24 protein-coding genes are annotated in these 25,974 nt (G+C 71.5%); 9 read left to right on the top strand and 15 right to left on the bottom strand.

Annotated elements, in window-relative coordinates; genetic code table 11:
• The 5 genes from OG992_RS08085 to OG992_RS08105 form a co-directional block, all read right to left on the bottom strand.
• Positions 1-1,005, bottom strand: a complete 1,005-nt coding sequence (locus OG992_RS08085) for a multicopper oxidase domain-containing protein (protein WP_091406920.1) — start codon at positions 1,003-1,005, stop codon at positions 1-3.
• A gap of 349 nt (positions 1,006-1,354) precedes the next feature.
• On the bottom strand, positions 1,355-2,194 hold the full coding sequence (locus OG992_RS08090) for an amino acid ABC transporter ATP-binding protein (RefSeq protein WP_238684990.1): 840 nt from the start codon (positions 2,192-2,194) through the stop codon (positions 1,355-1,357).
• A 5-nt stretch (positions 2,195-2,199) separates the two neighbouring features.
• Positions 2,200-2,994, bottom strand: coding sequence for an amino acid ABC transporter permease (locus tag OG992_RS08095; protein ID WP_091406922.1), 795 nt, complete (start codon positions 2,992-2,994; stop codon positions 2,200-2,202).
• 125 nt (positions 2,995-3,119) lie between these two features.
• Complete coding sequence (locus tag OG992_RS08100) at positions 3,120-3,938, bottom strand: basic amino acid ABC transporter substrate-binding protein (RefSeq protein WP_238684991.1); 819 nt, start codon at positions 3,936-3,938, stop codon at positions 3,120-3,122.
• A 176-nt stretch (positions 3,939-4,114) separates the two neighbouring features.
• A complete protein-coding gene (locus OG992_RS08105; protein WP_266302864.1) occupies positions 4,115-4,792 on the bottom strand; it encodes a hypothetical protein in 678 nt (225 codons plus the stop codon).
• 214 nt (positions 4,793-5,006) lie between these two features.
• Here OG992_RS08105 and OG992_RS08110 point away from each other — a divergent pair, with 214 nt between their 5' ends.
• Genes OG992_RS08110 through OG992_RS08125 form a run of 4 tightly spaced genes read left to right on the top strand, consistent with a single transcriptional unit; the run spans position 5,007 to position 8,058 of the window.
• Entirely contained in the window at positions 5,007-5,642 is a 636-nt protein-coding gene (locus OG992_RS08110) for a SipW-dependent-type signal peptide-containing protein (RefSeq protein WP_238684993.1), read from the top strand.
• 9 nt (positions 5,643-5,651) lie between these two features.
• On the top strand, positions 5,652-6,284 hold the full coding sequence (locus OG992_RS08115; protein ID WP_238684994.1) for a SipW-dependent-type signal peptide-containing protein: 633 nt from the start codon (positions 5,652-5,654) through the stop codon (positions 6,282-6,284).
• A gap of 11 nt (positions 6,285-6,295) precedes the next feature.
• The gene (locus OG992_RS08120; protein WP_238684995.1) at positions 6,296-7,573 is read left to right on the top strand and encodes a signal peptidase I; all 1,278 of its coding nucleotides are present in this window, start codon (positions 6,296-6,298) and stop codon (positions 7,571-7,573) included.
• Entirely contained in the window at positions 7,570-8,058 is a 489-nt protein-coding gene (locus tag OG992_RS08125) for a hypothetical protein (RefSeq protein WP_266302865.1), read from the top strand. Before OG992_RS08120 ends, OG992_RS08125 begins: the two co-directional genes overlap by 4 nt.
• Here OG992_RS08125 and OG992_RS08130 read toward each other — a convergent pair.
• From OG992_RS08130 to OG992_RS08140, 3 genes are read right to left on the bottom strand one after another with little or no spacing between them, the layout of a single operon-like run.
• The gene (locus OG992_RS08130) at positions 8,037-8,966 is read right to left on the bottom strand and encodes a sulfotransferase (protein WP_238684997.1); all 930 of its coding nucleotides are present in this window, start codon (positions 8,964-8,966) and stop codon (positions 8,037-8,039) included. The genes OG992_RS08125 and OG992_RS08130 overlap by 22 nt on opposite strands.
• Positions 8,967-8,969: 3 nt before the next feature.
• Positions 8,970-9,989, bottom strand: coding sequence for a sulfotransferase (locus OG992_RS08135; protein WP_266302866.1), 1,020 nt, complete (start codon positions 9,987-9,989; stop codon positions 8,970-8,972).
• A complete protein-coding gene (locus OG992_RS08140) occupies positions 9,986-11,269 on the bottom strand; it encodes a glycosyltransferase family 4 protein (protein ID WP_238684999.1) in 1,284 nt (427 codons plus the stop codon). Before OG992_RS08140 ends, OG992_RS08135 begins: the two co-directional genes overlap by 4 nt.
• Positions 11,270-11,527: 258 nt before the next feature.
• Between OG992_RS08140 and OG992_RS08145 the strand changes: the two genes are divergently transcribed.
• The 3 genes from OG992_RS08145 to OG992_RS08155 are packed head-to-tail and all read left to right on the top strand — an operon-like array spanning position 11,528 to position 14,740.
• Positions 11,528-12,490 carry a hypothetical protein gene (locus OG992_RS08145; protein WP_266302867.1) on the top strand — a complete coding sequence of 321 codons (963 nt, stop codon included), beginning with the start codon at positions 11,528-11,530 and terminating at the stop codon, positions 12,488-12,490.
• Positions 12,483-13,262, top strand: a complete 780-nt coding sequence (locus tag OG992_RS08150; protein ID WP_238685001.1) for a sulfotransferase — start codon at positions 12,483-12,485, stop codon at positions 13,260-13,262. Before OG992_RS08145 ends, OG992_RS08150 begins: the two co-directional genes overlap by 8 nt.
• A complete protein-coding gene (locus OG992_RS08155) occupies positions 13,259-14,740 on the top strand; it encodes a hypothetical protein (RefSeq protein ID WP_266302868.1) in 1,482 nt (493 codons plus the stop codon). Before OG992_RS08150 ends, OG992_RS08155 begins: the two co-directional genes overlap by 4 nt.
• Here the strand turns inward: OG992_RS08155 and OG992_RS08160 are convergent.
• From OG992_RS08160 to OG992_RS08190, 7 genes are all read right to left on the bottom strand, one after another.
• Positions 14,737-15,591: a sulfotransferase gene (locus tag OG992_RS08160; protein ID WP_266302869.1), complete on the bottom strand. Its 855-nt coding sequence runs from the start codon at positions 15,589-15,591 to the stop codon at positions 14,737-14,739. The genes OG992_RS08155 and OG992_RS08160 overlap by 4 nt on opposite strands.
• Positions 15,588-17,177, bottom strand: coding sequence for an oligosaccharide flippase family protein (locus OG992_RS08165; RefSeq protein ID WP_266302870.1), 1,590 nt, complete (start codon positions 17,175-17,177; stop codon positions 15,588-15,590). Before OG992_RS08165 ends, OG992_RS08160 begins: the two co-directional genes overlap by 4 nt.
• 22 nt (positions 17,178-17,199) lie before the next feature.
• Positions 17,200-18,213: a Wzz/FepE/Etk N-terminal domain-containing protein gene (locus OG992_RS08170; RefSeq protein WP_266302871.1), complete on the bottom strand. Its 1,014-nt coding sequence runs from the start codon at positions 18,211-18,213 to the stop codon at positions 17,200-17,202.
• Between the two features lie 24 nt (positions 18,214-18,237).
• A complete protein-coding gene (locus OG992_RS08175; protein WP_266302872.1) occupies positions 18,238-19,695 on the bottom strand; it encodes an O-antigen ligase in 1,458 nt (485 codons plus the stop codon).
• A gap of 180 nt (positions 19,696-19,875) precedes the next feature.
• Complete coding sequence (locus OG992_RS08180; RefSeq protein WP_238685007.1) at positions 19,876-21,168, bottom strand: glycosyltransferase family 4 protein; 1,293 nt, start codon at positions 21,166-21,168, stop codon at positions 19,876-19,878.
• A gap of 245 nt (positions 21,169-21,413) precedes the next feature.
• A complete protein-coding gene (gene katG, locus OG992_RS08185) occupies positions 21,414-23,690 on the bottom strand; it encodes a catalase/peroxidase HPI (protein ID WP_238685008.1) in 2,277 nt (758 codons plus the stop codon).
• On the bottom strand, positions 23,687-24,142 hold the full coding sequence (locus tag OG992_RS08190; RefSeq protein ID WP_308193682.1) for a Fur family transcriptional regulator: 456 nt from the start codon (positions 24,140-24,142) through the stop codon (positions 23,687-23,689). The genes katG and OG992_RS08190 overlap by 4 nt, the downstream gene beginning before the upstream one ends.
• Before the next feature lie 198 nt (positions 24,143-24,340).
• On the opposite strand from OG992_RS08190, the gene OG992_RS08195 reads away from it, so the two are divergent.
• Complete coding sequence (locus tag OG992_RS08195) at positions 24,341-24,748, top strand: YciI family protein (RefSeq protein ID WP_238685009.1); 408 nt, start codon at positions 24,341-24,343, stop codon at positions 24,746-24,748.
• A gap of 8 nt (positions 24,749-24,756) precedes the next feature.
• Complete coding sequence (locus OG992_RS08200) at positions 24,757-25,902, top strand: RNA polymerase sigma factor (protein WP_266305176.1); 1,146 nt, start codon at positions 24,757-24,759, stop codon at positions 25,900-25,902.
• Positions 25,903-25,974: the final 72 nt, after the last annotated feature.

Genomic DNA, 25,974 nt, shown 5'->3' on the forward strand with positions numbered 1-25,974 from the left:
TCAGCTTCCGTGCGTGTGGGTGTGGCCCTGGAACCGGTGGATCGCCTCCTCGGCGCCCGGCGGCATGCTGCCGTCGGCGTTGCGCACCAGGAAGATCCCGGCCATGCCGCCGTCGGAGTGCGTCTGCACGTGGCAGTGGTACATCCACGCGCCGGGTCCCACGCCCTCCCCGGCCAGCACCTGGAAACCGAACGAGCTGCCGGGGTTGAGGTCCTTGTTGTCGACCACCAGGCTCGGGTCGCTCGGCCCCTCCAACATCCCGGTGCGGTTGTCCGCCCAGCGGTGCGCGTGCAGGTGGAAGGTGTGGAACAGGTTGCCGTGGCCGATGGCGATCCACTCGACGCGCTCGCCCAGGTTCGCCTCGAACATCGGGGTCGCCGGAGCCATCTTGTTGTTGATCATCATGTCGTGGAACACCGCAGTGAACTGCTTCGACGGCAGGATGTCGCCACGCCGTCGGACGATCAGCGCGCCGTACAGTCCTTTCGCGACACCGCCGGTGCCGTGGTCGGTGCCCATCGCGTGATCGTGGTAGTGCCAGTAGCCGGCACTGCCCGGCATGTACCGCCGACCCGCCGCGGCCACCATCTCGTGGGAGCGCCAGACGTACGTCCGCGTCTCACCCGGGTTGTTGAACGAGGCGTTGAACGGGCTGCCGTCGGACTCGGTGCTGTAGTCCACCCCGTGCGGATGGATGGAAAGCCGCTGGTTGGTGGTGTTGACCAGGGTGATCTCCAGCGTGTCACCCTCGTACATCTCCAGGATCGGGCCCGGGACGGTGGCCTGACCGGGTGCCAGGCCGTACCCGAACAGGTTGCCGGGCAACTGCTCGGCGTAGATGGTGATCTTCTTGGTGACACCGGCGGCGGCCCGGGCGGGGCTGCCGCCGAACGCGGTGCCGATCGTTGGGGCGGACGCGCCCAACGCCCCGGCGGCGAGCGCGCCGGTGGCGATCAGCGATCTGCGGGACAGGTGGCGGTGAGGGCCACCAGCGTGATCGTCCATGGGTCTCCGTTCCCGACCGGGCGAAGACGCGACGAGGGCAGGGTGCATTGACCGCCGAGCACGGGCGGTGGCACGACTGAGGGTGAGGCTCGTCGCGGGCTTTGCTCGGAAGACTCAGAACTTTCGATGGATGACAGCAACTTATGTAATCCATCGACGAAAGTACAGGTCTGATTGCAAAAAGATTACCTTGACATCACGACGTCCGTCGATTGACATGAAGCTGACACGGAGCCCGTCGACCTGGTCGGTGGCGGGGCGGACGCCGCCGCCCCTCCCGGGCAGCGCACAGAGGAACGCCGGGCTGCCCTCGATGAGGCAGCCCGGCGGGGACGTACGGGAGGTGCTGTCAGAGGTGGTGGCGATCGTCCGCCGGCAGGCTGGGGGTCTGCGGCGGCGCGGACGCCTGGTCCGGCTGACCGAGCTGCGCGACGCGGGTCGGGTCCAGGACCCGGGCGAGGAACGCGCGGGTCCGTTCGTGCTTCGGCGCGCCCAGCACGTCCTGCGGCGGCCCCTGCTCGACCACCACACCGCCGTCCATGAAGACGACCCGGTCGGCCACGTCGCGGGCGAACGCCATCTCGTGGGTGACCACCATCATCGTCATGCCGTCCTCGGCCAGCTTGCGCATGACGGTGAGCACGTCGCCGACGAGTTCCGGGTCGAGCGCGGAGGTCGGCTCGTCGAAGAGCATCAGCTTCGGCTCCATCGACAGCGACCGGGCGATGGCCGCCCGCTGCTGCTGCCCACCGGAGAGCTGCGCCGGGAAGGCGTCGGCCTTGTCGGTGAGCCCGACGCGCTCCAGGTTGGCCCGAGCGATCCCCTCGGCCTCGGCCCGACCTCGCCGAAGCACCCGACGCTGGGCGATGGTGAGGTTGTTCAGGACGGTCAGGTGCGGAAACAGGTTGAACGACTGGAACACCATGCCGATGCCGCGGCGGACCGCGTCGATCTCGACGTCGGGGTCGGTCATCTCGACCCCGTTCACCCAGATCTTGCCGGCGGTCGGCTCCTCCAGCAGGTCGACGCAACGCAGCAGGGTCGACTTGCCGGAGCCGGACGGCCCGATGACGCAGACCACCTCACCCTGGCCGACCTCGAAGTCGATGCCCTTGAGCACCTTGAGCGGCCCGAAGGACTTGTGCAGGTCGCGGATCTCCACGGCGGGGCGGGATGGGGTGGTCGTCATCGGGGTCACCGGGCCTTGGCGTAGCGGAGTTCGAGGCGTCGTACCACCTGCGACAGCGGCAGGGTGATCACCAGGTAGGCGAGGCCGGCCACCAGCAGCGGCGTCGCGTTCACCCGGTCGTTGAGCATGTCCCGACCGAACTTCGTGATCTCGATCGTCTGCGCCGTCACCCCGAGCACGTAGGCCAGCGACGAGTCCTTGGTGAGCAGGATGAGCTCGTTCGTCAGCGGCGGGATCACGATCCGGAACGCCTGCGGGATGACGATCGTGCGCATGGCGGTGAAGTGCGACATGCCGAGGGTCCGCGCCGCCTCCATCTGCCCCTTCGGCACGGCCTGGATGCCGGCCCGGATCGTCTCCGCCATGTACGCCGCGGCGGTCAACCCGAGGCCGATCGCGATCGAACCGAACACCCCGCCCGGAATCTCGCGCTCCGGGAAGGCGATCGGGATGCCGTACCCGACGAGGAAGAGCACCAGCAGCGCGGGCAGACCCCGGAACAGCTCGATGTACGCCGTCGCCACCCAGCGGTACGGGGCCACCCGGGACAGGCGCATCAGCGCCAGGATGGTGCCGAACACGAGGCCGAAGGCGAACGCGCCCAGCGTGTAGAGAATGGTGTTGCGCAGCGCGACGGTGATGATCGTCGGGAACATCGACTTGATGATGTCGACGCGGAAGAACGCGTCGGCCAACCTGTCCCAGTCCGCGGCGACGAGCACCGTGGCGATGATGGCGATGAAGACCAGGTACTGGAGCCCGAGAGACAGCCGCTCCCGCTGGCGGCGTCGCAGCTTCACGTTCGCTCGTTGCCTTCCCGGAGGTTACCGACGTCGGAGGGCGCGCGGGACGCGCGCCCTCCGGTACTACACGGCGCTCAGGCGCTCGGCCGCTGTGCGGCTCAGGCGCTCGGCCGCTGTGCGGCTCAGGCGCTCGGCTGCTTACCGATCCACTTCTCGTAGATCGTGTTGTACGTGCCGTCCTGCTTGGCCTTGGCCAGCACCTCGTTGATCTTCTTGAGCAACTCCGGGTTGGCGTCCTTCTTCACGGGGAAGCCGTACTGCTCGCCGGTGTCGAACTCGGCGGCCACCTCGAACCCGCCCGGGTTCTTCTTCAGGTACTCGGTCCAGACCGGCAGGTCGTTGATGGCGGCCTCGACCTGGCCGTTGGAGACGGCCTGCTGGAGGGCGGCGAGGTCCTCGAACTCGACGAGCTTCAGACCCTTCTCCGCCTCGAGCTTCTTGGCGTAGTCACGACCCGTGGTGGCCGCCTGGACGCCGAGGTTCTTGCCCTTGAGGTCGTCGAGCGACTTGTACGTCTTGCCGGTCTTCACCAGCATCGCCTGGGTGGCGTCGAAGTAGGGGTCGGAGAAGTCGACGACCTTCCGCCGCTCCTCGGTGATGGTCATGCCGGCGGCTGCCGCGTCGCACTTGCCGGTGTTGAGGTCCTGGCCGGACTTGATTCCCTCGAACGGGGTGTCGATGATCGTCTGCTCGACGCCGAGCTCCTTGGCGACCAGGTCCATGATCTCGACGTCGAAGCCGGTCACCTTGCCGCTGGCGTCCTTGGACTGGAACGGCGGGTACGGCAGGTGGGTGCAGACGGTCAGCTTGCCCGCCGCGACCAGCTTGACGCCGCTCGCCTGGACCTCGCTGTCGTCCTTCTTCGCGCAACCCGCGGTCAGCGCGAGGGCGGCGACGGCCACGACGAGGCCGGCCTGACGGACGGCGTTGGGGAACCTCACGGCTGTGTCCCTCCGATTCGGCTTCCATTGCACAGAAAGCCAATTTGGTTCATAGACTTTGCGATAAGCGACCGTACCCGATCCGGCGCGTCGCCCCCAGATCACACCGGGACCGCTCGGTCGACCCCGCCCGGCCACCTCCGCCGGCAAACCCGACACTTGCCCCGCAACGTGCCTCAGCCACCGGTTCCCTCGGCCGCCCCGTCGGGGGTGAGGGCCCCTTCGTGGGGGTCTGTGTCCAGGAACACGTGCTGGTGGCCCTGGCCGGAATCGACGCTGATCTGATCGAGCTGGGTCGCCGCGACCGACCAGATCGTCGCGGCCTCGGCCGCCTGCCGCGCGGTGACGTCCAGCAGGGCCGCCCGTTGCGCGACCGGAACGCCGGCCGCCAGAGCGTAGGCGTCGACGGCCAGCGACGCCTGCTGGACAGCTCCGCGCAATCCTCCGCGCGCCACATTGGTGGCGGTGGCCCCCGACGGCGGGTCGGCGAACGGCTCGGCCGCCTGGCGCATGACCTCCTGCCACTGGCGTGCCTTCGCCGGATCCGGCGCACGTCCACCGGTCGTCTCCGTCTTGATGGCGGTCAGGACCGGGGCGACCTGGTCGCGGACCCGTCGGGCCGTCTCGATCAGCTCCACGATCTGCTGAGCGTCCCGCTTCGCCTCGTCCTGCTTGATGCTCGCGATGGTCGCCTCGGTGGCGTCCGGACGGCCCACCTGGTAGCCGACCAACCCACCCAGCAGCGCGGTGACCAGTGCGATCACCCCCGCGACGGCTACCGAGCGCACTGTTCGCTGGCGGCGCACGTCGGCCTTGTCCAGCTGGTAGGAGGGTCGGCCGGTACGGCGCGCCATCGGATCTCCTCACATCGATGGTGTGGGGCCAAAGATTAACCGGCCCCGTGACGTCCGTCGATAGTGCCGACCGGTGGGTCCGGCCGCCCGCCTGCACCCTCTCGTGCCGACTTGAGTGCTTTGGGTGTTTTGTCCATGTCTGGTGCTTATCGTGATCCTTGCGCCGCTGGCACCGGCCCACGACAACCAACCGCCCAGCACCGAGGAGGACACATTGAGCGAACCGACAGGGGTGGCAGTGGAGAAACCGAGCAGTCGAGGCCGCCGCCGCAAGCTGAAGGCCATCCTGGCCGGAGGAATCGTCCTCGGCCTCGGTGCCACGATCACCCTCGCCGCCTGGAACGACTCGGAGTACGCCACCGGCACGTTCACGGCGGGCACCTTCAGCATGGAGGGCAGCACCAACGGCACCACCTACGCCGAGCACAACACCGCCGGCACGGCGGCAGCGTTGACCTTCAGCACCGGCTTCGACGACATCAGCCCCGGTGACGTGGTCGCGGCACCGTTCGCCGTCCGGCTGACCGCCGCCACGACGTACGACGCGACAGTCACTGTGGCGTCAGCGACCCCCGCTCCACCCGCCTTCGTCGGCCTCACCTACGGCATCGCGACCGTCCCGGCCTTCGCCGACTGCAGCGCGACACCCACCACCCCGACCTGGATCGTGGCGCAGGGCACTCCGCTCAACTCGGTGGCCGGCGCGGTGCCGTTCAACCTGACGCAGGGCACCCCTCCCACGACGCCGGGCGCTCCGGTGAACCTCTGCTTCGTCGTCACGGCGGGGGGCACTCTGGTGCAGGGCACGTCGGTAACGGAAACCTGGCAGCTCTTGGCCGAGTCCGTCTAGGTGGTGGCCGTGGTCAACCGTCGGACGCCGGCCGGAACACCACGGCTTCGCCGGACCCGTGCCGTACTCGCTGGCGCCCTCGTTCTCGGCCTGGGGACGACGTCCACGCTCGCCGCGTGGACCGACAGCGAGTACGGCACCGGGTCGTTCGGTGCGAGCGTCTTCGGCACCGAATCGCAGACCGCCTCCAGTACCTGGGCCAGCCACACCCCGGTGGCGAACGCCGCGGCGCTGGCGTTCAACGCGACGGCGATGTCCCCCTCGGTGTCGTTCTACGCCTTCATCGACATCCGGACGACCTCGACGACGAACGTCGGCGGCACTGTCGCGCTGACGAGTTCGTCGAACAACTCCGGCGCCCTGTTGCCCGCGCTCGAGTACCGGGCGGTGCGGACCGCCACCACCAGCACCACGTGTGCCGCCGCCGCCTTCTCCGGTTCACCCACCTGGATCGTCGGGCCCGGTTACTCCGCCATCACCGCGGTTCCCGGCTCGCCGGTGTCGTCCCCCATCACCGTGCCGAGCGGCGCGACGCCGCAGCTGCGGTTCTGCTTCGAGGTCCGGGTCCAGGCCGGCGCCAGCAACGCGTACCAGGGCACGACCGGGATCGTCACCTGGGTGTTCACTGCCACGTCTACGTAAAGGATCTGCAGATGGTGGGACGCGAACGTCGACGGCACGGCACCCTCGCCCGGGTCGGCGACCTGGTGCTGACAGCGCTCGCCGTCGGTGGGTCGGCCTGCGTCGTCCTCGTCCCGCTGGCGTTCTTCTTCGACATCTCGCTCATCCTGTTCAAGACCGGGTCGATGGGCCCGACCATTCCCGCCGGGTCACTGGCCGTGGTGCGGGAGATCCCCGCGTCCGAGGTCCACGTGGGAGACGTCGTCACCGTCGACCGCACGCCGCTGGCACCGATCACCCACCGGGTCGTCGACATCGCCAACGGCGGCGGGCCCACCCGCCTGCTCACCCTGCGGGGGGACGCGAACGCGACCAACGACGCCGCACCGCACGCGGTGAGCCACGTACGGCTCGTGGAGTGGTCGGTGCCCAGGCTCGGGTACGCGGTGCGAGCCGTGTCGAACGTGTACGCCACGAGTCTGATCACGATCGGGGCCGCCGCGATCGTCACGTGGGCGTTCTGGCCGCGCGGGGGCGAGCAGGGGACCCGGCGACGCCGGCGACCGGATTCGGCGGTGCCGGACGACGCGGGGGCAGTGCCGGAGATCGGCACCCAGCCGAGCGGTCCGGGAGCGCACGGCGACTCGACGCTGGGGCGCATGTTGGTGGTGCTGGCGGTACTGCCGGGCGTCGCCGCCGCGGTCCTGGCGACGCCGGGCCAGGCCCGTGCGGACACCACCGAGGAGGTCATCCGGAGCAGGCACCTCACACTGGTCTCGATCGGCGACAACGATCGCATGACGAACCTGGCGCCGGACCAGCCAGTGCCCTGGCAGGTGGGCGTATCGGCACACGCGAGGCAGCCCGGTGAGGTGACCATCTCGCTCTCGGCGTCGGGCCCCCTCACCGTCCGACCGGACGGACTTCAGGTGAAGGTCGCCGTCTGCGCCATCCGGTGGGTGAAGGGTGCCTGCCCCACCGGCCAGGGTGAGCAGGTCCTCGCCGACGGTCCTGCCACCAGACTGGCCGCACACCCGATCATCATCAGCTCGATGCGCGCCGACCAGCAGCGTTGGGTGCTCGTCACCGCGAGCCTGCTCGCCAACTCGGTGGCCTCGGGGTCGGCGGACCTGATCGTCACTGCGACCGGGTTCGGCGACAGCGCATCGGCGGGCGGCACTGTCGGCCCGCTGCCGCGCACCGGAACCAACCTGTGGACACCGCTGCTGGCCGGAGGCGGTGCGCTCTTCACCGGTCTGCTGCTCGTGCGCGCCGCGCGCCGGTACCGCATCCCCGTGGGGCGGCCGTGAGACGTGCACGCATCCGCGCTCTGCCGGCCCGGCAGCGAACCGGTCACGTCCGGCGGCGCTGGCTCGCCGGTGCCACGGCCCTGCTGCTCGCCGGCACCGCCGTCGTGCTCCCACCGCCGCAGTCGACGCTGGCCGCCTGGACCGACACCGAGTACGGCCGCGGCTCGCTGCAGGCCGGCACCGTCAACCCACCGACCAACCTGCAGTGCACAGCGGGTCTGCTCACCCCGCCGACCTTCACCTGGACCCTGCCGGTCGGCGGCCTGACGCGCAGCGGCTTCACCTGGTCGCTGTCGGGCGGCTTCACCGGCGGCGGCACTCTCGGCCCCAGCGCCACCTCGATCACCCTCTCCGGGGCGCTGCTGTCCATCGGGAGCGGCACCTTCAACCTGGTGGCGAACGGCCCGGGCGGCTGGACGTCGACCCCGGTCACCGGCACGGTCAGCATGCTGACGGCTGTGCTCTACTCCTGCAGCGTGCCGTAGGCCGGGTAGCCCCACTCGGCCAGCGGCTTCTCCAGCACCCGTTCGATAGCGGCGAGCTGCGCCGGGCTGAGTTCGTCCCGGTACGCCTCCGCCCGGCCCACAGTGAAGTCGTAACGGGAGAAGCCCTTCTCGAAGGCTGTCGACCAGCTCAACCCGAGGAAGTCGAGCATCCGGCCGACCTGCTCGCGCGGCTGCTCGACCAGGTCCTCGTAGCGCACGTCCAACCACTGGTCGACCGGGTGACGCAGCCGGGCCTGCGCGAAGGCGTCCATCAGCATCTTCCAGCCCAGCGCGGCGAGCACCTGGAAGGAGCGACCGGACTCGGCCCACTCCTCGCGCAGGTCGGACGGGAGCGGGCCGTAGATCCAGTTGTCCGGCCCACGCCACCCGTCCCACCAGCCCATCTGGAGCCACGAATTGGCCACCGCCCGGCCGTCGCGCACCACGTTGACCACCCGCAGGTCCGGGTACGCGGCGTGCAGCAGGCCGGTCCGTGGCCATCCGGTGACGTGGTGCACCAACTGCTGGCAGCCCTGCCGTGCGATCCGCTCGTCGAAGAAGGCCCGCAGCCGCCGGGTCACGAACGGGGTCAGGTCCTCGGCGACCAGGTCCCGACACGGCCGGGAGAAGCCGGCAAGCACCTGCCGGTCGAGCAGGTGGTACGCCTCCGACGGCGCCACCCGCAGCCGACCCCGCTCCAGCAGTCGTCGACTGTGACGCAGCGATGTCATCCCCGCCGGGCGCGGCGCCGAACGCCGGTAGAGCGCGCCGTTGAACCTGCCCTTGGGGTTGAGCCGGGCCAGTTTGTCGTCCAGGCCGGAGACGAAGCCGACAGCGGGATGCCGGGAGAGCAACTCCTGGACCAGTGTCGAACCGCAGCGACCGGTGCCCACCACCAGTGAGAGCATCGTTCAGCCTTCCTGCCGGGTGGCGGGTGACGGAGAGACAGCCGGGTCCGCGGCGAGGCGGGCGGCGGGAGAGGTGGCCGCCGGGCGACGCAACGGGTAGCCGAACCGGGGCAAGACCACGGCGGTCAGCCCGGTCACCACGGCGTACGCGCGGGTGGGTAGCCCGGTCAGCCACTCGGTGTCGGCGACCACGTCGACAAGTCCGGTGCGGTGCCGCGACGGATTGCCGGCCACCGAGTGGGTGGGGGCGAGCCGCACCGTGGCCGGTGTCGGAAACGGAAGCTCGTCGGGGGTCGCGCCGACGAAGCCGGCGATCCGGGCGGTGACGCCGGCCGGATCGGCCACGAAGTCCTCGTACCGCACCCGCAGGTAGCGGCCCGGCGCACGACGGCGGTCGCCCCACAGCCGTACCGTCGCGGTGTTCCAGACCAGCCAGAGCAGCGCGGCCTTGCCGACCGGTGGCCGGCTCATCAGCTCATCGTCGGCGCGCCCGTCCAGCGGGCGTCGGCGACGCCAGGAGTACGCGGTGGCGCGCGGGTCGCGCACCACGTGCAGGACGTACAGGTCGATGCCGGGCAGGCTGCCGAGCAGGGCCCCGTACGGCGGCAGCTTGGAGGAGTCGACGATGACGCCGTCCGGGCGGCCGGCCAGGGCGTGTTCGGCGATCGAGGCGTAGAGCCGGGCCAGCTGCGTGTCGTCGGGGTGACCCGCTACCGGCGGCTGCCCCCGACGCTGGCGGCGCAGCAGTGCGGGCAGCCCGCGCAGCCGCAGCCGCTGGGCCAACCGGGCGGCGATCCCGGCCGGGTCGGCGTCGGTCAGGTCGGCGCGCACCCGGGCCCAGAGCGGGCAGTCGGCGACCGGGGATCCGCAGCCGCACTGCCGGTTCTCCAGGATCCCGCGCCGCCACAGGTACCGCAGCTCGCCCGCCGCGAAGAAGCCCGGCAACTGTCCCAGGACCGTGGTCACCAGTGTGCTGCCACTGCGACCACTGCCGGCGAGGTAGAGCACCCGTACCGGGCTCATCGGACCGCTCCCCCACCGGCGGTGCCCCGGGCGGCCCGCCGCCGCGACGGCAGCGCCTCGGCGGCCTCCGCGTACAGCCCACGGATCCGGTCCAGGTGCCGGTCCGGGGCGAACTGGGCGGCGATCTTCGCCCGGCCGGCCCGGCCCATCCGGTACGCCCGCTCCGGGTCGGCCAGGAGGTCGTTGAGCGCGTCGCCGAGGGCCGTCGGCGCGTCGGCGGCGACGACGCGGCCATCCACCTCGGGCTCGACCAGTTCGGGAAGACCGCCCAGGTCGGTGGCGACCACCGGCACACCGCAGGCGAACGCCTCCAGCACCGCCATCGGTTGGTTCTCGTGCCACCGGGACGGAACGGCGACCACCGCCGCCGACCGGATCAGCTCGTGCAGGCGCGGCTTGTCCAGACGGCCGTGGAACCGGACCCGGCCGGGCACCCGCCGCGCGGCGAGCGCCTCCAACTCCGGGCGGGCCGGGCCGTCTCCGGCGATGTCCACGCTGACCCCGTCCGGCAGCGCGGCGGTCGCCTCGATCAGCACGTCGACACCCTTCTCCGGCGCGAGCCGGCCGGCGAAGACGACACCGCCGCCGGGCGTCTGCTTGGCCGCGACGCCGGTCAGGTCGACGAAGTGGTTGACCACCCGCAGCCGGTCCGGGTAGACGCCAGCGCGGCGCATCACGTCGGCCAGGAACCCGCTCGGACTCACGAAGAGCTGCACCGGGTCGTACGCGTCGAACTGCCTGTGCAACCAGGACTCGACGGCGAGCAGGCCACTGCGCGACAGCGATCCGTCCTTGCAGCGGCGACGGGCCGCCTGCAACGGGCCACCGGTGACGCACGCCTGGCAGGGGCGACCCCGGTCCAGCAGTTGGTAGCTCGGGCAGGCGAGCTTGTAGTCGTGCATGGTCAGCACACACGGCACACCGGCGGCCCGGGCCGCGGCGAGCACCGACGGGGAGAGCTGGTGGTAGATGTTGTGCAGGTGCAGCACGTCCGGCCGAAAGTCGTCGATCACCCGGGCCAGCCCACGGCGGCTCGTCGGTGACCACAGCATCCGCCCGACGGCCACCGCGCGGGGCCGTACCCCGCTCGGCGTCGGCTCCAACTCCACTTCGGACGGGAACCGCGCGGCGTACGGCAGGGGCGACTCGTTCTCCGGGTGGCTCATGCCGAAGTAGGCGACGGTGTCGCCGGCAGCCCGCTGCAGGTCGGCGAGATCGAGCAGATACCCCTCCGCGCCGCCACGGCGGTAGAGGAACTTGTTCACATGCAGCACGCGCATCGACTCGCCCTGCTCACGTCGATCGGGCGATCCGGGCCCGGAGGTGATGACCGGGGTCTGCCCGCCCCGGCCAGGGCCCACGGTATGCAGGGCTGGTCGGCGAGTCCAGCTCACGTTTGGCATGTGGCTGAACGGGTGATCTTCGTCTGCCCGTGCGGTCCGCGGCCTGGCCTCCCGCCATGATCTCCCGATAGCCTGGCTGCCGCCGGTCGCACCCGCTCGGATGTAGGGCCGGGCCGGTGTCCGACGAGGAGGACCGTGGCAGCCGACGACGAGGTCTCCGCGCTCGCGTACACCGCGCGGCGGGTCCGGCGGCATCTGCGCTGGGCGCGTACCGAGGGGATCGGACGGCTGATCGAGGAGGACCGCCTCAACCCGATCGACCGGATCGGCACCGCCCTGGCGAAACGACGCTGGCGACGGCGGGCCGGCCGGACGCCCGGCTCGGCGATGCCGGTCTACCTGGTCGGTCTGCAACGCTCCGGCACGAACATGCTGGTCCGGGGCCTGGACGCCGCGCCCGAGGTCGAGGTCCGCAACGAGAACGACAGCACCGTCTTCCACCGCTTCCAACTGCGCCCCGACCCGGTGCTGACCGCCGCCCTCCACCGCAGCCGGCACGCGTACGTCCTGGTCAAGCCGCTCTGCGAGAGCCACCGCGTGGACGAGTTGCTGGCCCTGCCGGGGGTGACGCCGGGGCGAGCGCTCTGGGTCTACCGCGACGTCGACGACCGGGCCCGCTCCGAGGTCGCCAAGTTCGGTGACGCGAACCTGCGGGCCCTGCGCGCGATCGCCGACGGCAGCATCGGCCGCCGGTGGCAGGGGCAACGCCTCGACGCCGACACCATCGAGCTGATCCGGGCCCACGACCCGCAGGGGTTGGATCCGCACAGCGGCGCGGCCCTGTTCTGGTACGTCCGCAACGCGCTGTTCTTCCAGCTCGGCCTGGACCGGCGGGCCGACGTGCTGCTCTGCCGCTACGACAGCCTGGTCGCGGAGCCCGCCGCGCAGCTCCGACGGCTCTGCGCCTTCCTCGACTTCCCCTACCATCCCCGGCTGCACGCGCACATCGCCCCGCGCACGTCGCACGGCACGGCGAGCGACCGACGGCTACCGATCGACAGGCGCGTCCGGGCCCGCTGCGACGAGCTGACCGACCGGCTCGACCGCGCCGCGGCCGACGCCCGATCCCAGACGACGAAGGCGGTCGATCGTGGCTGAGACCGGAACCAGTACGGCGCCGATCTTCCTGGTCGGCTGCCAGCGGTCGGGCACCACGATGGTGCGCCTGGTCCTGGACTCGCATTCGCGGATCAGTTGCGGCCCGGAGACCCGGTTCCTGCCGGACCTGCGACGGATCGTCGGCCGGGACTGGGAACGACTGGCCCGCTTCGGTTTTCCGCGCGAGGACTGGCTACGCCGGATCCGGGACTTCTTCGGCGGTGTGCACGCCGACTACGCCGCCGCGCGGGGCAAGACCCGGTGGGCCGACAAGACCCCGCTGTACGCGATGTCGCTCGACTTCGTCACCGAGGTCTTCCCGGACGCCCAGATCGTGCACCTCATCCGGGACGGACGCGACGTGGTGGTCTCGCACCGCAAACGGTTCGGCTACTGGTCGGCGGTGAAGTGCGTGGTGAAGTGGCCGCGCTACATCCGCGCCGCGCGGGCGGTCGGCGCGACCCTGCCGGCGGACCGCTACTACGAGCTGCGGTACGAGCAGGCGGTCAGCGAGCCGGAGAAGGCGATGCGGGGCCTCTTCGAGTTCCTCGGCGAGCCCTGGGAGGACGGCATCCTCGACTACGACAGCAAGCAGCACGACGTGGCCCAGAAGTACACCACCGAGGCGGAGCGACGACGCGCGGCGGTGGGCGACACCGCGCCGATCTACGGCTCCCGGGTGGGCAGCTACCGCCGAGAACTCGACCCGTTCCTCCGTCTGCTGGTCTGGGTCTTCTCCGGTCGGACCCTGCGCACGCTGGGCTACCGGTGACCCGCCCGGGCCGGCTGCGCGCGGTCGCCGCCGCCGTCGCCGTCACGTTCCTGCTCACCACCGGCTGCACCGCCGGCGGTGACGATCCGCCGCCGGCCGCCACCCCCTCCGCGACGGCGGCGCCCGGAGTCGGCACGCCGGGGCGCACCGCCGGCCAGGTGAGCAACCCGTTCGGCGCGCACTGGGACTGGTCGCGGTACCAGCAGTTCGAGCCGTACCTGCGCCGGCTCGCCGGTTCGGCGACGTACGAGGAGATCTCCTGGTGCGAGATCGAACGGACCTCGGGGCAGGCCGACTGGGCCGGGCTCGACGAGATCGCCTCGCGCAGCCGGGAGCTGGGCATCACACTGCACCTGAAGATCCGCACGGGCGTGTGCTGGGCGACCGGTGGCACCGCCCGCTACACCCGGGGCGCGGCGAAGAAGACCGAGTCGGCGATGCCCACCGACCTCGGTGCGTACCAGCGGTTCGTCCGCTCCGTGGTGCAGCGCTACGGCCCGTACGGGGTGCGGGAGTACGCCATCGAGAACGAGGTCAACGCGCCGAGCTACTGGGCCGGCAGCCCCGAGGAGTACGCGCGGCTGGTCCGGGCCGCCGCCGAGACGATCCGCGCGACCGACCCGAAGGCGCGGGTGGTCGACTCCGGGATCAGCAGCGTCGCGTACGGCATGGGTGTCGCCGACCGGCTGGTACGCGCCGGGCGGATACCCGAGGCCATCGCCGCCTACCAGGCGTACTTCCACCGTCGGGTCGGCACCCGGGGGCAGCAGATCCCGGCGGTGACCGGAGAGGCGCAACTACGCCGGGCGCTCGGCACCGAGACCAACAGCCGCAGCCTGCGCTTCCTGGCGGTGACCGAGTCGCTGCTGACCGACCGCACCGTCGACGTCCGTCAGGTGCATTTCTACGAGCACTTCAACGGGGTGCCCCCGCTGCTGGACTACCTGCGCGCCACCACACCGCCGGGTGTGCCGATCCAGGCGTGGGAGGTCGGGCAGTTCTGGCGCGACGGCGACGGTGACCCGGCCAGCCGGGCGGCGGAGATGGTCAAGACGGTCACCCTGCTGGTCGCCGGCGGGATCGGCGAGATCAGTTGGCTGCCGTTGGCGTACAACCCGAACAACGCCGCCGGCAGCGAGGTCCGCTACGGCCTGCTCGAACCGGACGGCGCCGAACGGGACGCTGGCCGAATGCTGGCCGCCCTGGCCGACGCGGCCCGGGACGCCACAGTCACCCCGCTGCCCGCCCCGGTGGCCGGCAGGCTGCACGGGGTCGCGTTCGTCCGGGGCGGGTCGAGCACGCTGGTGCTCTGGTCGGCGTCGAACGCGCCGGTGACAGTGCCGGCGACACCGGGCGGAAAGACCGGGGTGGTGGGTTCCCCGCTGGGCGCGGCCGGCGACGGCACCACAGTGACCGACGTCCCCGTCCTGCTCCGCGCCGACCAGCCGGTGGACCGGATCCTCGCCGCCGTCCGCTAACGGGCCGGCCAGGGGTCGGGCCAGTCGAGCAGGGCGCTCAGGCGGGCGTTGTGCGGCGCGAAGTACGCGTCGAGTCGCTCGCGCAGAGCAGGGGTCAGCTGCGAGACGCCGTTGTCGACGCGACGGGTGTGCCGGGTGAACGCCTCGGGGGTGAAGGCCGGCAGGCCGAGGAAGCGCAGCATGTCGCCGTACGTGCCGGCCGGGTCGGTGTGCAGGTCTTCGGTCCGGGCGACGTGGATCCGCTCTCGCGGGACCTGCGCGAACCACCGGTCCAACTGCTCGGCGTAGCAGCCCCGGGCCGCGTACGAATAATTGCGCAACGCTCGGTGCGCGGCGGCGCTGTCCGGGCCGCCGCGCGTTGCCCGGTCCAGCCGCTCCTCCTCCGCGTCGAGTGCGTCGGCGAAGGACAGCGGCTCGACGCCGTACGAGCGGGTGTGCAGGTAGTGCGAGTAGGCCCGCTGCACCGGATCGCGCAGCAGAACGACGAAGCGGGCCTGCGGCAGGGTCGCCGCGACCCGGGCCGGCACGCTCGGATGGAACAGGTAGTAGGGGCTCGCCTCGAACGTGCGCTCACCCGGGGCGAGGCGTGGGAAGTGCCCCCGGTACCACCGCACCCCCCGACCGTGGTGGACGCTGAAGTACTGCAACTCCTTACCGCTGGCCACCCGGACCTGGGGGTGCGCGGCGAGGTGGTGGTACAGCGACGTGGTGCCGCAGCGCTGCCCACCGATCACCAGGAAGTCGGGCAGCGGACCGGGCTCTCCCGGCCGGGCCGCGCGCCCCCACGCCCGTGCCGCGCGTACCCCCCGACGCAGCCGGTCGGTGACCTGACGCCGCACGACGCCGGTCACGAGCGGACCACGGGGCGGCCGGCGCCCACACCGGCGCCGTCGGCGGGGTCGGCGGCGGCGCGTCGACCACCTCGGCGGGTCACCGAGCGCAACACCATGACGTCCTCCCGGCTGAGCCCGAGGGCGAGCACCACGGCGAGGTACGCCACCACGATCGCGGCCAGACCGACCACGAGCTGCCCAATCCCGCCCCCGACCAGCCACCGCACACCGAACCCGACGCCCATCGCGACCAGCGCGGCGACCAGGCCCTTGACCATGCCCGCCGTCACCGGCACGGTGTGCACCTGCGCGCGCACCTGCCAGACCCGGGCGACGTTCACCGCCGCCAACGACACCGCCCAGGCCACCGCCGCGCCGAGAATGCCGTACGCCGGGATGAGCCAGAGGTTGAGCAGGACGTTGAGCAGCAGGGCAGCGAGGTTGTCCAGCATGTTGACCGAGACCCGGCCGGACATGTTCAGCAGCGTCCCGCAGGGCCCAGTGGCGGCGTTGACGAGTTGGCCGAGCGCCAGCACCACAGTCACCGCCGCGCCGCCGGCCAGGCCCGGCCCGCCGACCAGGCGCAGCAACTGCTCCGGGAAGACCAGCAGCGCCACGAAGGCCGGCAACGACAGCCGGAGCACCCAACCGGTGGCGACCCGGTAGATCCGGCGGACCTCGTCCAGTCGACCCTGATGGTAGAGGTGCGCCAGGTGCGGACCGAACGAGGCGTTCACCGGCGCCAGCACGAACACCGCGATAGTGACCAGCCGGGTCGCCACGTGGTAGACGCCGATCGCGTCGGGACCGTAGTCGAAGAAGCCGAGCAGCAGCGCGTCCACCCAGATCAGCCCGGTGGACGACAGCGACGAGACCCAGCTGACGGTGGAGAACCGGAACAGCTCGCCCGGCCGGTACGCGGGCCGGGCGGCGGGCACCCGGCGCACCATCCGGGCGAGCGCCACGAGGGCGAGCCCGGCCGCGCTCCAGCTCGCCACCACCAGCGCCCAGAACGCGCCGGTCAGGCCCACTCCGAGGGCCAGCGCCAGCGCGGTGAGCACCAGCCGGGCGGCCGGCTCGTAGACCTGGCCGATGAGCGCATAGGCCCGTTGCGTGCGCCACCCCCGGGTGGCCGCGAGCGCGGCCTCACAGACGGTGGTGGCGGGTAGGCAGAGCGCCGCCAACCGCAGCCCGGTGGTGAGCTGCGGGTCGTGCAGGGCGTCGGCGAGCCACGGCGCGCCGACCGCCAGAGCGAGGGCGATCACTGTGGACGCCACGGCCGAGATGCCGAGCCCGAGCCGGATCGCGCCCCGGAGGGCGGCCGGCTCGTCGTCGGCGAGGTGCACCGCCACGAACCGGGTCAGCCCGGCCCGGAAACCGGAGAGCGAGAGCAGCCCCAGCAGCGACAGCACGGCGTAGACCTGGGCGTACCGGCCGAGTTCGCGTACACCCAGGACCCGGGCCAGCAGCAGCATGACCAGGAAGAGCGCCACCTGGCTGAGCACGGCGCCGCCCAGGTTCAGCACACCGCCGCGGGCCATGCCGCGTACCTGCTGGTCGCCGGCCTCCGGCGCGGCCGGCGACCGGCCGGTCACCTCGCGCACCCGGCGGCTCGTTCCGCGACGGTCACGGCCGTGCCGCGGTCACGGTCTCCGCCGGCGCCGAGGGGGCCGCGGTGGTCGCCACCGGGGCCACCGGCCGGGTGGCGGCACGACCCCGGGAGAGCAGTTCGAGTACGCCCACCAGCAGCACCCCGAGCAGCAGACCCGCACCACCCACCGGCAGGGCGGTGCGCACCAGCTCGGTCATCCGGCTCACCTCGTGCGCCTCGCCGATGCTGGTGACCTGCTTGGGATCGGCGGCCTGGGCCTGCGCACGCGCCGCCTGCAACCCCTCCCGCGCCTGGGACAGGGCGTTGGTCGCCGCGTCGCGCTGGGCGAGCAGGGCCTGGTAGTCGGGGAGCTTCGGCCCCAGCTCGTCGAGCTTCCTCTGGGCGGCGGTGATCGCGGCGGTCGCCGCGTCGACACCCCGGCCGTTGCCGACCGCCTGCATGGAGAGCTGCTGCTGGCGCAGGCTGGTCAGCTCACCCAGCGTGGCCTGGTAGATCCGGTCCGGCTGGGAGACCTTGTTCGCCTTCTCCCACTCACCGATGGCCTTGGTCGCCGCTGTGACGTCGGCGTTGGCCGCCTCGACCTCACCGGTGGCGATGCCAACCTGGGAGGAGAAGAGGAAGGCAAGCGCCCGGGTGGTGGTCGCGGTCAGCACCGGCGCGACAGTCGCCCGGTCGCCGGCGGTGTACGTCACCTCCAACTGGCTGCTCGCGCCGACCTGGCTGACGGCGAGCCCGTCGCGCAGCCGCTCCGGCGGCACCCCGGTGTCGGCGGCCACGTCGGCGAGGACGCGGGGCGAGGTGACCGCCGCGCCGAACGCCGCGACGAACTGGTTCGCCGCCTGCGTGCCGGTGTACTGCGTGCCGGCCGCGCCGCCCACCAGGGCCGGCGCCGCCACGTACGCGGTCCCGCTGAACTGCTGCGGCGCGAACAGGACGATGGCGGCCGCGGCGCCGGTGGCGAGCACCGGCACCCCCACGAGTACCCAGAGGCGCCGCCGGGCGACCCGCAGGTAGTCGACGATCTCCACTTTTTCCCCAATGCTGTCGTTCAGTCAAACCGGGACGGACGTGCCTCGTGGCTGCTCGCCGGTCAGGTTCGGAGCCGGTTGGCGGGCGATCACGCTGGCCGCCGCCGCGAACGCGACGAAGTACCAGAGGGTGACCACGTTGGAAATGACGTTGGAGGCGGCGCTGACCGCCAGGAACGCGGCGGCGCAGCCGGTGAATCCGACAGCGACGCCACGCTCGAAGCTGCCCGGAGGCGCGCGCCGCAGCGCGGTCCGGGCGGTGTGCAGAAAAGCGAACAGCATCAGCAGGTACGCCCCGAGACCGAGCAGCCCGGTCTCCACGTACGCCCGCAGGAAGTCGTTGTGCGGCTTCTTCGCCTCGTCGGTCTCACGCTGGGTCATGTTCGGCCCGATCCCGGTCACCGGGTTCCGGTCGGCGAGCGTGACGATCTCGGTCCAGTAGTCGATCCGCCAGGCCAGGGTGTTTCCGGTCGGGTCTCCGCCGACAGCGCGGGACGTACCGAGTTGGGCGAAGCGTTCGCCGACGGCGGGCACCAGTGCCACCCCGGCGACCGCCACCACGCAGAGAGTGACCAGCATCCGCTTGCTGCGATGTAGCGCCGCGACCACCACCAGCCCGATCGCCGCGCCGAGCAGGGCGCTGCGGGTGTTGGTGAGCAGCAGGAACAGCAGTGAGAGGGCGAGCAGCACCGCGAGGGACACCCGCAGTCGACGATCCAGGAAGCGGTACACCGCGAACCCGAAGATCACCATGAACATCAGGTAGCGGCCGAACGTGGTCGACTGGCTGAACGTGCCGCTGATCCGGGTGAAGTCGCCCTTCACCTCGGCCGGCGGGTTGCCGAGCAGCGACAGCACGACGGTGTAGCCCAGCGCCAGCACCAGGGAGGCGTAGCAGGCGAGCAGGACCCGACGGATCGCCGCGGTGTCCGGCATGAGCTGTTCCAGTACCACGAACATCACCACCACGGTGAGGATCCGCAGCGCCTCCAGCAGGCTGTTCGCCGGCCGGCTGGCACCGAGGGCGCTGACCACGCTGCTGGCGCCGACGAGCAGCATGGCCCAGCTGAGCGGGGAGCCGCGTAGCCGCCCGTGACGGCTGAGCTGTGCGGCCAGCCAGAGCCCGGCGGCGAGGAGGAACAGCACAGCGAGCAGTGTGGAGGGGTCCACCGCCCGGGCCGTTCCGGCGGAGTCGGCCTGGCCGGCGCTCGGGCCGGTCAGCTTGAACAGGTCGATGCAGGAGCGCACCGCGAGCATCAGCAGCACGTACCCGGCGAACCGGGTCAGCGCGAGGACGGCCACAGCGATCCCCGCTACCGCGGCGAGCGGCAGCACCATGCCCCTGCGGTCACCGGCCGCCATGGAGACGCCCGCGACCACCGCCACGACCGCGGCGGCCAGCGCCGCGCCGCCGGTGAGCAGGCGGGTCGGGTCGAGCCGCTTGGTCATGAGCGGATTGACCTGCTGCGTGTGTTGTTCCACTGATCCCACTGAACTGAATCGGCGCTGCCCGGCCGCTGCCGGGCGCGGCCAATCGATGTCCTCCCGGCACAAGATCGGTTCAATCTAGTCCTGTCACCCCGACGGCAGAAGGGGCCGTTGCACCGACTGCTCCGTCCCCCGGGGGGCTGATCCGACACCCCACCGGCCGACGCCGTCCGGTCAGTCGGCGGCCCCCGTGGGTCGCGCGCTGCCCCGGCGGCCCGGCTCCGGAGCCAGCCGGAGATAGAGCTGCTCCAACTCGCGGGCGGCGGTGTCCCAGCTGTACCTGCTGGTGATCCGCTCACCCAGCGCCACCGCACCGGCCCGTTCGCCCGGCAGGTCGGCGAGCAGCGACGTCAACACCCGGACCAGGTCGTCCTCGTCGCCGTCGCGGAACAACCGCCCGCCGGCGGTGTCGGACGTGAGCACCTCGACGTGCGGCGCGATGTCGCTGGCGACCACCGGCAGCCCGTACGCGGCGGCCTCCAGCAACGTCAACGGCAGTCCCTCCAACCGGGACGGTTGAACGAAGCCGGCGGCACCGGCGTACAGCTCGGCGAGCAGGTCACCGTAGGCGAACCCGGTGAAGACGATCCTGTCGTCCGCCCCGGCTTCCCGGCGCAGCCGGTCCACGAAGTCGTCGGTGAACGACGACCCGCCGACGATCGCCAGGCGCAGCGGGGTCTCGGTCCGGCGGAAGGCCCGGATCAGCAGGTCGGCCGCCTTCTCCGGCACCAGCCGACCGACCAGCAGCAGGTAGCCGCCAGGGGTCAGCCCGAACCGGTCCTGGATCTGACGGGTCCGCGCCGGTCGGGCCGGGTTCACGCCGTTGGGGATGTAGGTCGTCGGGCGGCCGAACCGGGCGTCATAGTGGGCGGCGAGCCCCTGGGAGACCGCCACCCGCTGGTGCGGAACGTACCCGCTGAACCAGTGGGCGCTGCCCAGCACCGCCCGCGCGGCGAGCCCCCATTTGCTCCGCTGGTTGTCCAGACCGTGCACTGTCAGCACCACGCGTGCCCGGGACAGGGCACGCGGAAGTGGGGCGACCAGGGCCGGCCCGAGCCCGTGGTAATGCACGATGTCGGGCCGCGCGGCCACCGCCGCCATGGTCGAGGTCGCCGCGTGCACGATGGCGTCGAGGTGTTTACTCGAGATCGTGTGGGTCTGGCGCAGCCGTACGCCCCGGTAGCCGTCGGCGGGTGTCTCGCCGTAGCTCCGGCGGCAGTAGACGGTGACCTCGTGGCCGTAGCTGGCGAGCCGGCTGGCCATCTCCTCCACGTGCCGTTCGATCCCGCCGTAGGTCGCCGGTATCCCCTTCTGGCCGATCATCGCGATCCGCAGCGGCCGCCAGACGGTGTCGGTGTCGGCGACGCCCGCTCGGGACCGCCGGGCGGGGACCACCCGCTGCCGGGGTATCGCAGGGCTTTCGGCGTGCTGGTCCACGTCCTCGGCCTGCAGGTCGGGATGGGCCACGTTGACTCCCTGCGTGACTAGGTCCGCGCCCGCCGCCCGGGCAGGGTCAACACCTTGCCATGGATGGGCCCGTCCGCCAGCTGATCAATGAGACAGGAAAATCATCCATGGGATTCGTCGCGAAGGGAATGGCACCGGGGTGACATCGAGGTGGACGGCGCCGGTGCCACGTCGAACGGCACGCAAAGGGCGACGAGCCCCGGTCGATCACGTGCGGATCGGCCGGGGCTCGTCGGTGGTACCTGTCAGGCGAGATCGAACCGGTCGAGCTCCATGACCTTGGTCCAGGCGGCCACGAAGTCGGCCACGAACTTGTCGCGGGCGTCCTGGCTGGCGTAGACCTCGGCGAGGGCGCGCAGCTGCGAGTTGGACCCGAAGATGAGGTCGACCGCGGTGGCGGTCCACTTCACCTCATCGGTGGCCAGGTCGCGGATCTCGTACACGTGCTCGTCGGACTTCGACGCGCTCCACCGGGTGCCCGGGGAGAGCAGGTTGGCGAAGAAGTCGTTGCTGAGCACGCCGGGCCGGTCGGTGAGCACACCGTGCTGGCTGCCGCCGACGTTGGCACCGAGGGAGCGCAGGCCGCCGATGAGGACGGTCATCTCGGGCGCGGTCAGGTTGAGCATGTAGGCACGGTCGACCAGCAGCACCTCCGGCTGGGTCTTCTCGCCAGCGCGCAGGTAGTTGCGGAAACCGTCGGCGCGCGGCTCGAGGACCCGGAAGGAATCGGTGTCGGTCTGCTCCTGGGTCGCGTCGGTGCGGCCCGCCCGGAACGGCACTGTCACCTCGACGCCGGCGTCCCGCGCCGCCTTCTCGACGGCGGCCGAACCGGCCAGCACGATCAGGTCGGCGAGCGAGATGGTCGCCCCGCCGGCAGCGTTGAACTCCTGCTGGATGCCCTCAAGGGTGGTGAGGACGGTGGCCAGCTGCTCGGGCTGGTTGACCTCCCAGCTGCGCTGCGGCTCGAGGCGAATGCGCGCGCCGTTGGCGCCGCCGCGCTTGTCGGTGTGCCGGAAGCTCGCGGCAGAGGCCCAGGCGGTGGAGACCAGCTGGTCGATCGTGAGACCGGACTCCAGGACCTTCGCCTTGAGCGCGGTGATGTCGGCGTCGCCCACCAGCTCGTGGTCGACGGCCGGCACCGGGTCCTGCCAGAGCTGCGGCTCGGCCACCCACGGTCCGAGGAAGCGCTCGATCGGGCCCATGTCGCGGTGCAGCAGCTTGTACCACGCCTTGGCGAAGGCCAGCGCGAACTGGTCGGGGTTCTCCAGGAAGCGGCGGGAGATCTTCTCGTACGCCGGGTCGACGCGCAGCGACAGGTCGGTCGTGAGCATCGTCGGCCGGTGCTTCTTCGCCGGGTCGAAGGGATCCGGGATGATCGCCTCGGCGTCCTTGGCGACCCACTGCTTCGCACCGCCGGGGCTGGTGGTGAGCTCCCACTCGTAGCCGAAGAGGATCTCGAAGAAGCGGTTGCTCCACTGCGTCGGCACGTCGGTCCACGTCACCTCGAGACCACTGGTGATCGTGTCGGCGCCCTTGCCGCTGCCGTGGGTGCTCAGCCAACCCAGGCCCTGCGCCTCCAGCGGAGCGCCCTCGGGCTCCGCGCCCACGTGGTTGTCGGCGACGCCGGCACCGTGGGTCTTACCGAAGGTGTGACCACCGGCGATGAGGGCGACGGTCTCCTCGTCGTTCATCGCCATCCGGCCGAAGGTCTCGCGGATGAAGTGCGCCGCCGCGGCCGGGTCCGCGTTACCGCGCGGGCCCTCCGGGTTGACGTAGATGAGCCCCATCTCGGTCGAGCCGACGCCGGCCGCCATCTCCTTCTCGGAGGCGTAGCGCTCGTCGCCCAGCCAGGTGTCCTCCGGACCCCAGAAGATCTCCTCGGGCTCCCAGACGTCCTCGCGACCGAAGCCGAAGCCGAAGGTCTTGAAGCCCATCGACTCCAGGGCGACGTTGCCGGCGAGCACGAGCAGGTCGGCCCAGGAGATCTGCTGGCCGTACTTCTGCTTGACCGGCCAGAGCAGCCGGCGGGCCTTGTCCAGGTTGGCGTTGTCCGGCCAGCTGTTGAGCGGGGCGAACCGCTGCCCACCGTCGCCGGCGCCGCCGCGGCCGTCCTCGATGCGGTACGTGCCGGCGGCGTGCCAGCTCATCCGGATCATCAGGCCGCCGTAGTGACCGAAGTCGGCCGGCCACCAGTCCTGCGAGGTGGTGAGGACCTCGACGATGTCGCGCTTGAGGGCCTCGACGTCGAGCTTCGCGAACTCCTTGGCGTAGCTGAAGTTCTCGCCCAGCGGGTTGCCCTTGGACGAGTGGGCGTGCAGCACCGACAGGTCGAGCTGGTTGGGCCACCAGTCCCGGTTGGTGCGCGGGCGACCACCGGTCTTCGGGGTCGGCGAGTCGATCGCCGGGTTCTCGCTCTCGCTGCCGTGCGCGGTCACCGAGTCGTGCGCGACCGGGCAGCCGGCCGCTGCCTTCTGGTCCACGCCCTGCGCACTGACGGGGCCGTTGTCCTGGGTGTCGCTCATGTACTTCCTTCCGAGCTTGCGGATCTCTGGGGCGTGCGGTCGGTCGCGCAGTCGGGGCAGGTGCCCCAGTAGACGACCTCCGCCTCGTCGACCGTGAACCCGTGGTCGCCCGAGGCGGTGAGACAGGGGGCGTGACCGACGGCGCAGTCGACGTCGGCGATGGCGCCGCAGGAGCGGCACACGACATGGTGGTGGTTGTCCGCGATCCGGGACTCGTAGCGGGCCGTCGCCCCGGCCGGCTGGATGCGCCGCACCAGGCCGGCGTCGGTGAGCACGCGCAGCACGTCGTACACCGCCTGGTGGGAGACAGTGGGCTGCTCCGCGCGGACCAGCGCGATCACCGCGTCGGTGCCGACGTGCGGGTGGTCGCGCAGCGCCGCGAGCACCGCCAACCGGGGCCGGGTCACGCGCAACGAGACGGCCCGCAGCTGCGCCTCGAAGTCGGACATCACGGGTACGAACACTAGCTCACTATTTTGGAACGAATCAAGTTTTGTGCCCTCCGAGGTGCCCCAACGGCGGACGATTCACCCGAGATTAACCTGCGGAAGGAAAAAAACCGGACAGCGATGTCGAGAAGCGCCTACCGGCTTCGTCCCCGCAGTGAACGCGACCACAATGGGTCGCAGCCAGCACCGAGGAGCACCACGATGGCGAAGTACCTGCTGCTCAAGCACTACCGGGGCACCCCGGCCACGGTGAACGACGTGCCGATGGACCAGTGGACGCCAGCGGAGATCTCGGACCACGTGCAGTACATGCGCGACTTCGCGGCCCGACTCGAGGGCACCGGGGAGTTCGTCGACGCCCAGGCCCTCGCCCCGGAGGGGACGTTCGTCCGGTACGACGGCGAGGGCCGCCCGCCGGTCACCGACGGCCCGTTCGCCGAGACCAAGGATCTCATCGCCGGCTGGATGGTGATCGACGTCGACAGTCACGACCGGGCCGTCGAGCTGGCTGGGGAGCTGTCGGCAGCTCCCGGGGCGGGCGGGAAGCCGATCCACGAGTGGCTGGAGCTGCGCCCGTTCCTGAGCGAGCCCCCCACCATCACTGAGTGACGGCTTCGATGGACGAGACGCTGCTGCGCAGCCTCACGCCGAGCGTCCTCGGGATCCTCGTCCGCCGCGGAATCGACTTCGCGGCGGCCGAGGACGCCGTGCAGGACGCCCTGGTCGAGGCGGTCCGGGTCTGGCCGGCCGACCCGCCGCGCGACCCGTTGGGCTGGCTGACCACTGTGGCGTGGCGACGGTTCCTCGACGCGGCCCGAGCCGACACCGCTCGCCGTCGGCGCGAGGATCTCGTCGACGACGAACCGGCGCCAGGGCCGGCCCCCACGGTCGACGACACGCTCCAGCTCTACTTCCTGTGCGCCCACCCGTCGCTGACGCCGTCGTCCGCTGTCGCGCTCACGCTGCGCGCCGTCGGCGGGCTGACCACCCGGCAGATCGCCCACGCCTACCTGGTGCCCGAGGCGACCATGGCGCAGCGCATCAGCAGGGCCAAGCGCACCGTGTCCGGGCTGCGGTTCGACCGACCCGGTGACGTCGCCACCGTGCTGCGCGTCCTCTACCTGGTCTTCAACGAGGGCTACTCCGGTGACGTGGACCTCGCCGCCGAGGCCATCCGGCTCACCCGGCAGCTCGCGGCCGCGATCGACCACCCCGAGGTGGCGGGGCTGCTCGCCCTCATGCTGTTGCACCACGCCCGGCGCGCCGCCCGGACCGGGCCCGACGGCAGCCTGGTGCCGCTCGCCGAGCAGGACCGCAGCCGATGGGACACCCGGTCGATCGCCGAGGGCGTCGAGATCCTGCAGGCGGCGCTGGCCCGCGACCAACTGGGTGAGTTCCAGGCCCAGGCGGCCATCGCGGCGCTGCACGCGGACGCGCCGACCGCCGCCGAGACCGACTGGGTGCAGATCGTGGAGTGGTACGACGAGCTGGCGCGCCTGACCGCGAACCCGGTCGTCCGACTCAACCGCGCGGTGGCGGTCGGTGAGGCCGACGGCCCCCGGGCCGGGCTGAAGGCACTCGCGGCGGTGGACGACGCACTGCCCCGGTACACGGCGGTGGCGGCGTACCTGCACGAGCGCGACGGCGACCTGGCAACGGCGGCGCGGCTGTACGCCGAAGCCGCCCAGCAGGCTCCCAACCTCGCCGAACGCGACCACCTGACCCGCCAGTCCGCCCGGCTCAACGCCCTGCTGCGTCGCTGACCCCGCGGGTAACGGCAGCGGCTGCCCGCGCCGCTCGGCACGGCCGGGGCGCCTGGTCCGGAAAGTCTCCGG

Source organism: Micromonospora sp. NBC_00362 (genome assembly GCF_026342155.1).
GTDB classification, from domain to species: domain Bacteria; phylum Actinomycetota; class Actinomycetes; order Mycobacteriales; family Micromonosporaceae; genus Micromonospora; species Micromonospora hortensis.

Bases quoted from the DNA above. Each gene is read 5' to 3' on its own strand.
- OG992_RS08085 (WP_091406920.1), bottom strand. From the start codon at position 1,005: ATGGACGATCACGCTGGTGGCCCTCACCGCCACCTGTCCCGCAGATCG.
- OG992_RS08090 (WP_238684990.1), bottom strand. From the start codon at position 2,194: ATGACGACCACCCCATCCCGCCCCGCCGTGGAGATCCGCGACCTGCAC.
- OG992_RS08105 (WP_266302864.1), bottom strand. From the start codon at position 4,792: ATGGCGCGCCGTACCGGCCGACCCTCCTACCAGCTGGACAAGGCCGAC.
- OG992_RS08120 (WP_238684995.1), top strand. From the start codon at position 6,296: ATGGTGGGACGCGAACGTCGACGGCACGGCACCCTCGCCCGGGTCGGC.
- OG992_RS08130 (WP_238684997.1), bottom strand. From the start codon at position 8,966: ATGCTCTCACTGGTGGTGGGCACCGGTCGCTGCGGTTCGACACTGGTC.
- OG992_RS08135 (WP_266302866.1), bottom strand. From the start codon at position 9,989: ATGAGCCCGGTACGGGTGCTCTACCTCGCCGGCAGTGGTCGCAGTGGC.
- OG992_RS08140 (WP_238684999.1), bottom strand. From the start codon at position 11,269: ATGCGCGTGCTGCATGTGAACAAGTTCCTCTACCGCCGTGGCGGCGCG.
- katG (WP_238685008.1), bottom strand. From the start codon at position 23,690: ATGAGCGACACCCAGGACAACGGCCCCGTCAGTGCGCAGGGCGTGGAC.
- OG992_RS08195 (WP_238685009.1), top strand. From the start codon at position 24,341: ATGGCGAAGTACCTGCTGCTCAAGCACTACCGGGGCACCCCGGCCACG.
- OG992_RS08200 (WP_266305176.1), top strand. From the start codon at position 24,757: ATGGACGAGACGCTGCTGCGCAGCCTCACGCCGAGCGTCCTCGGGATC.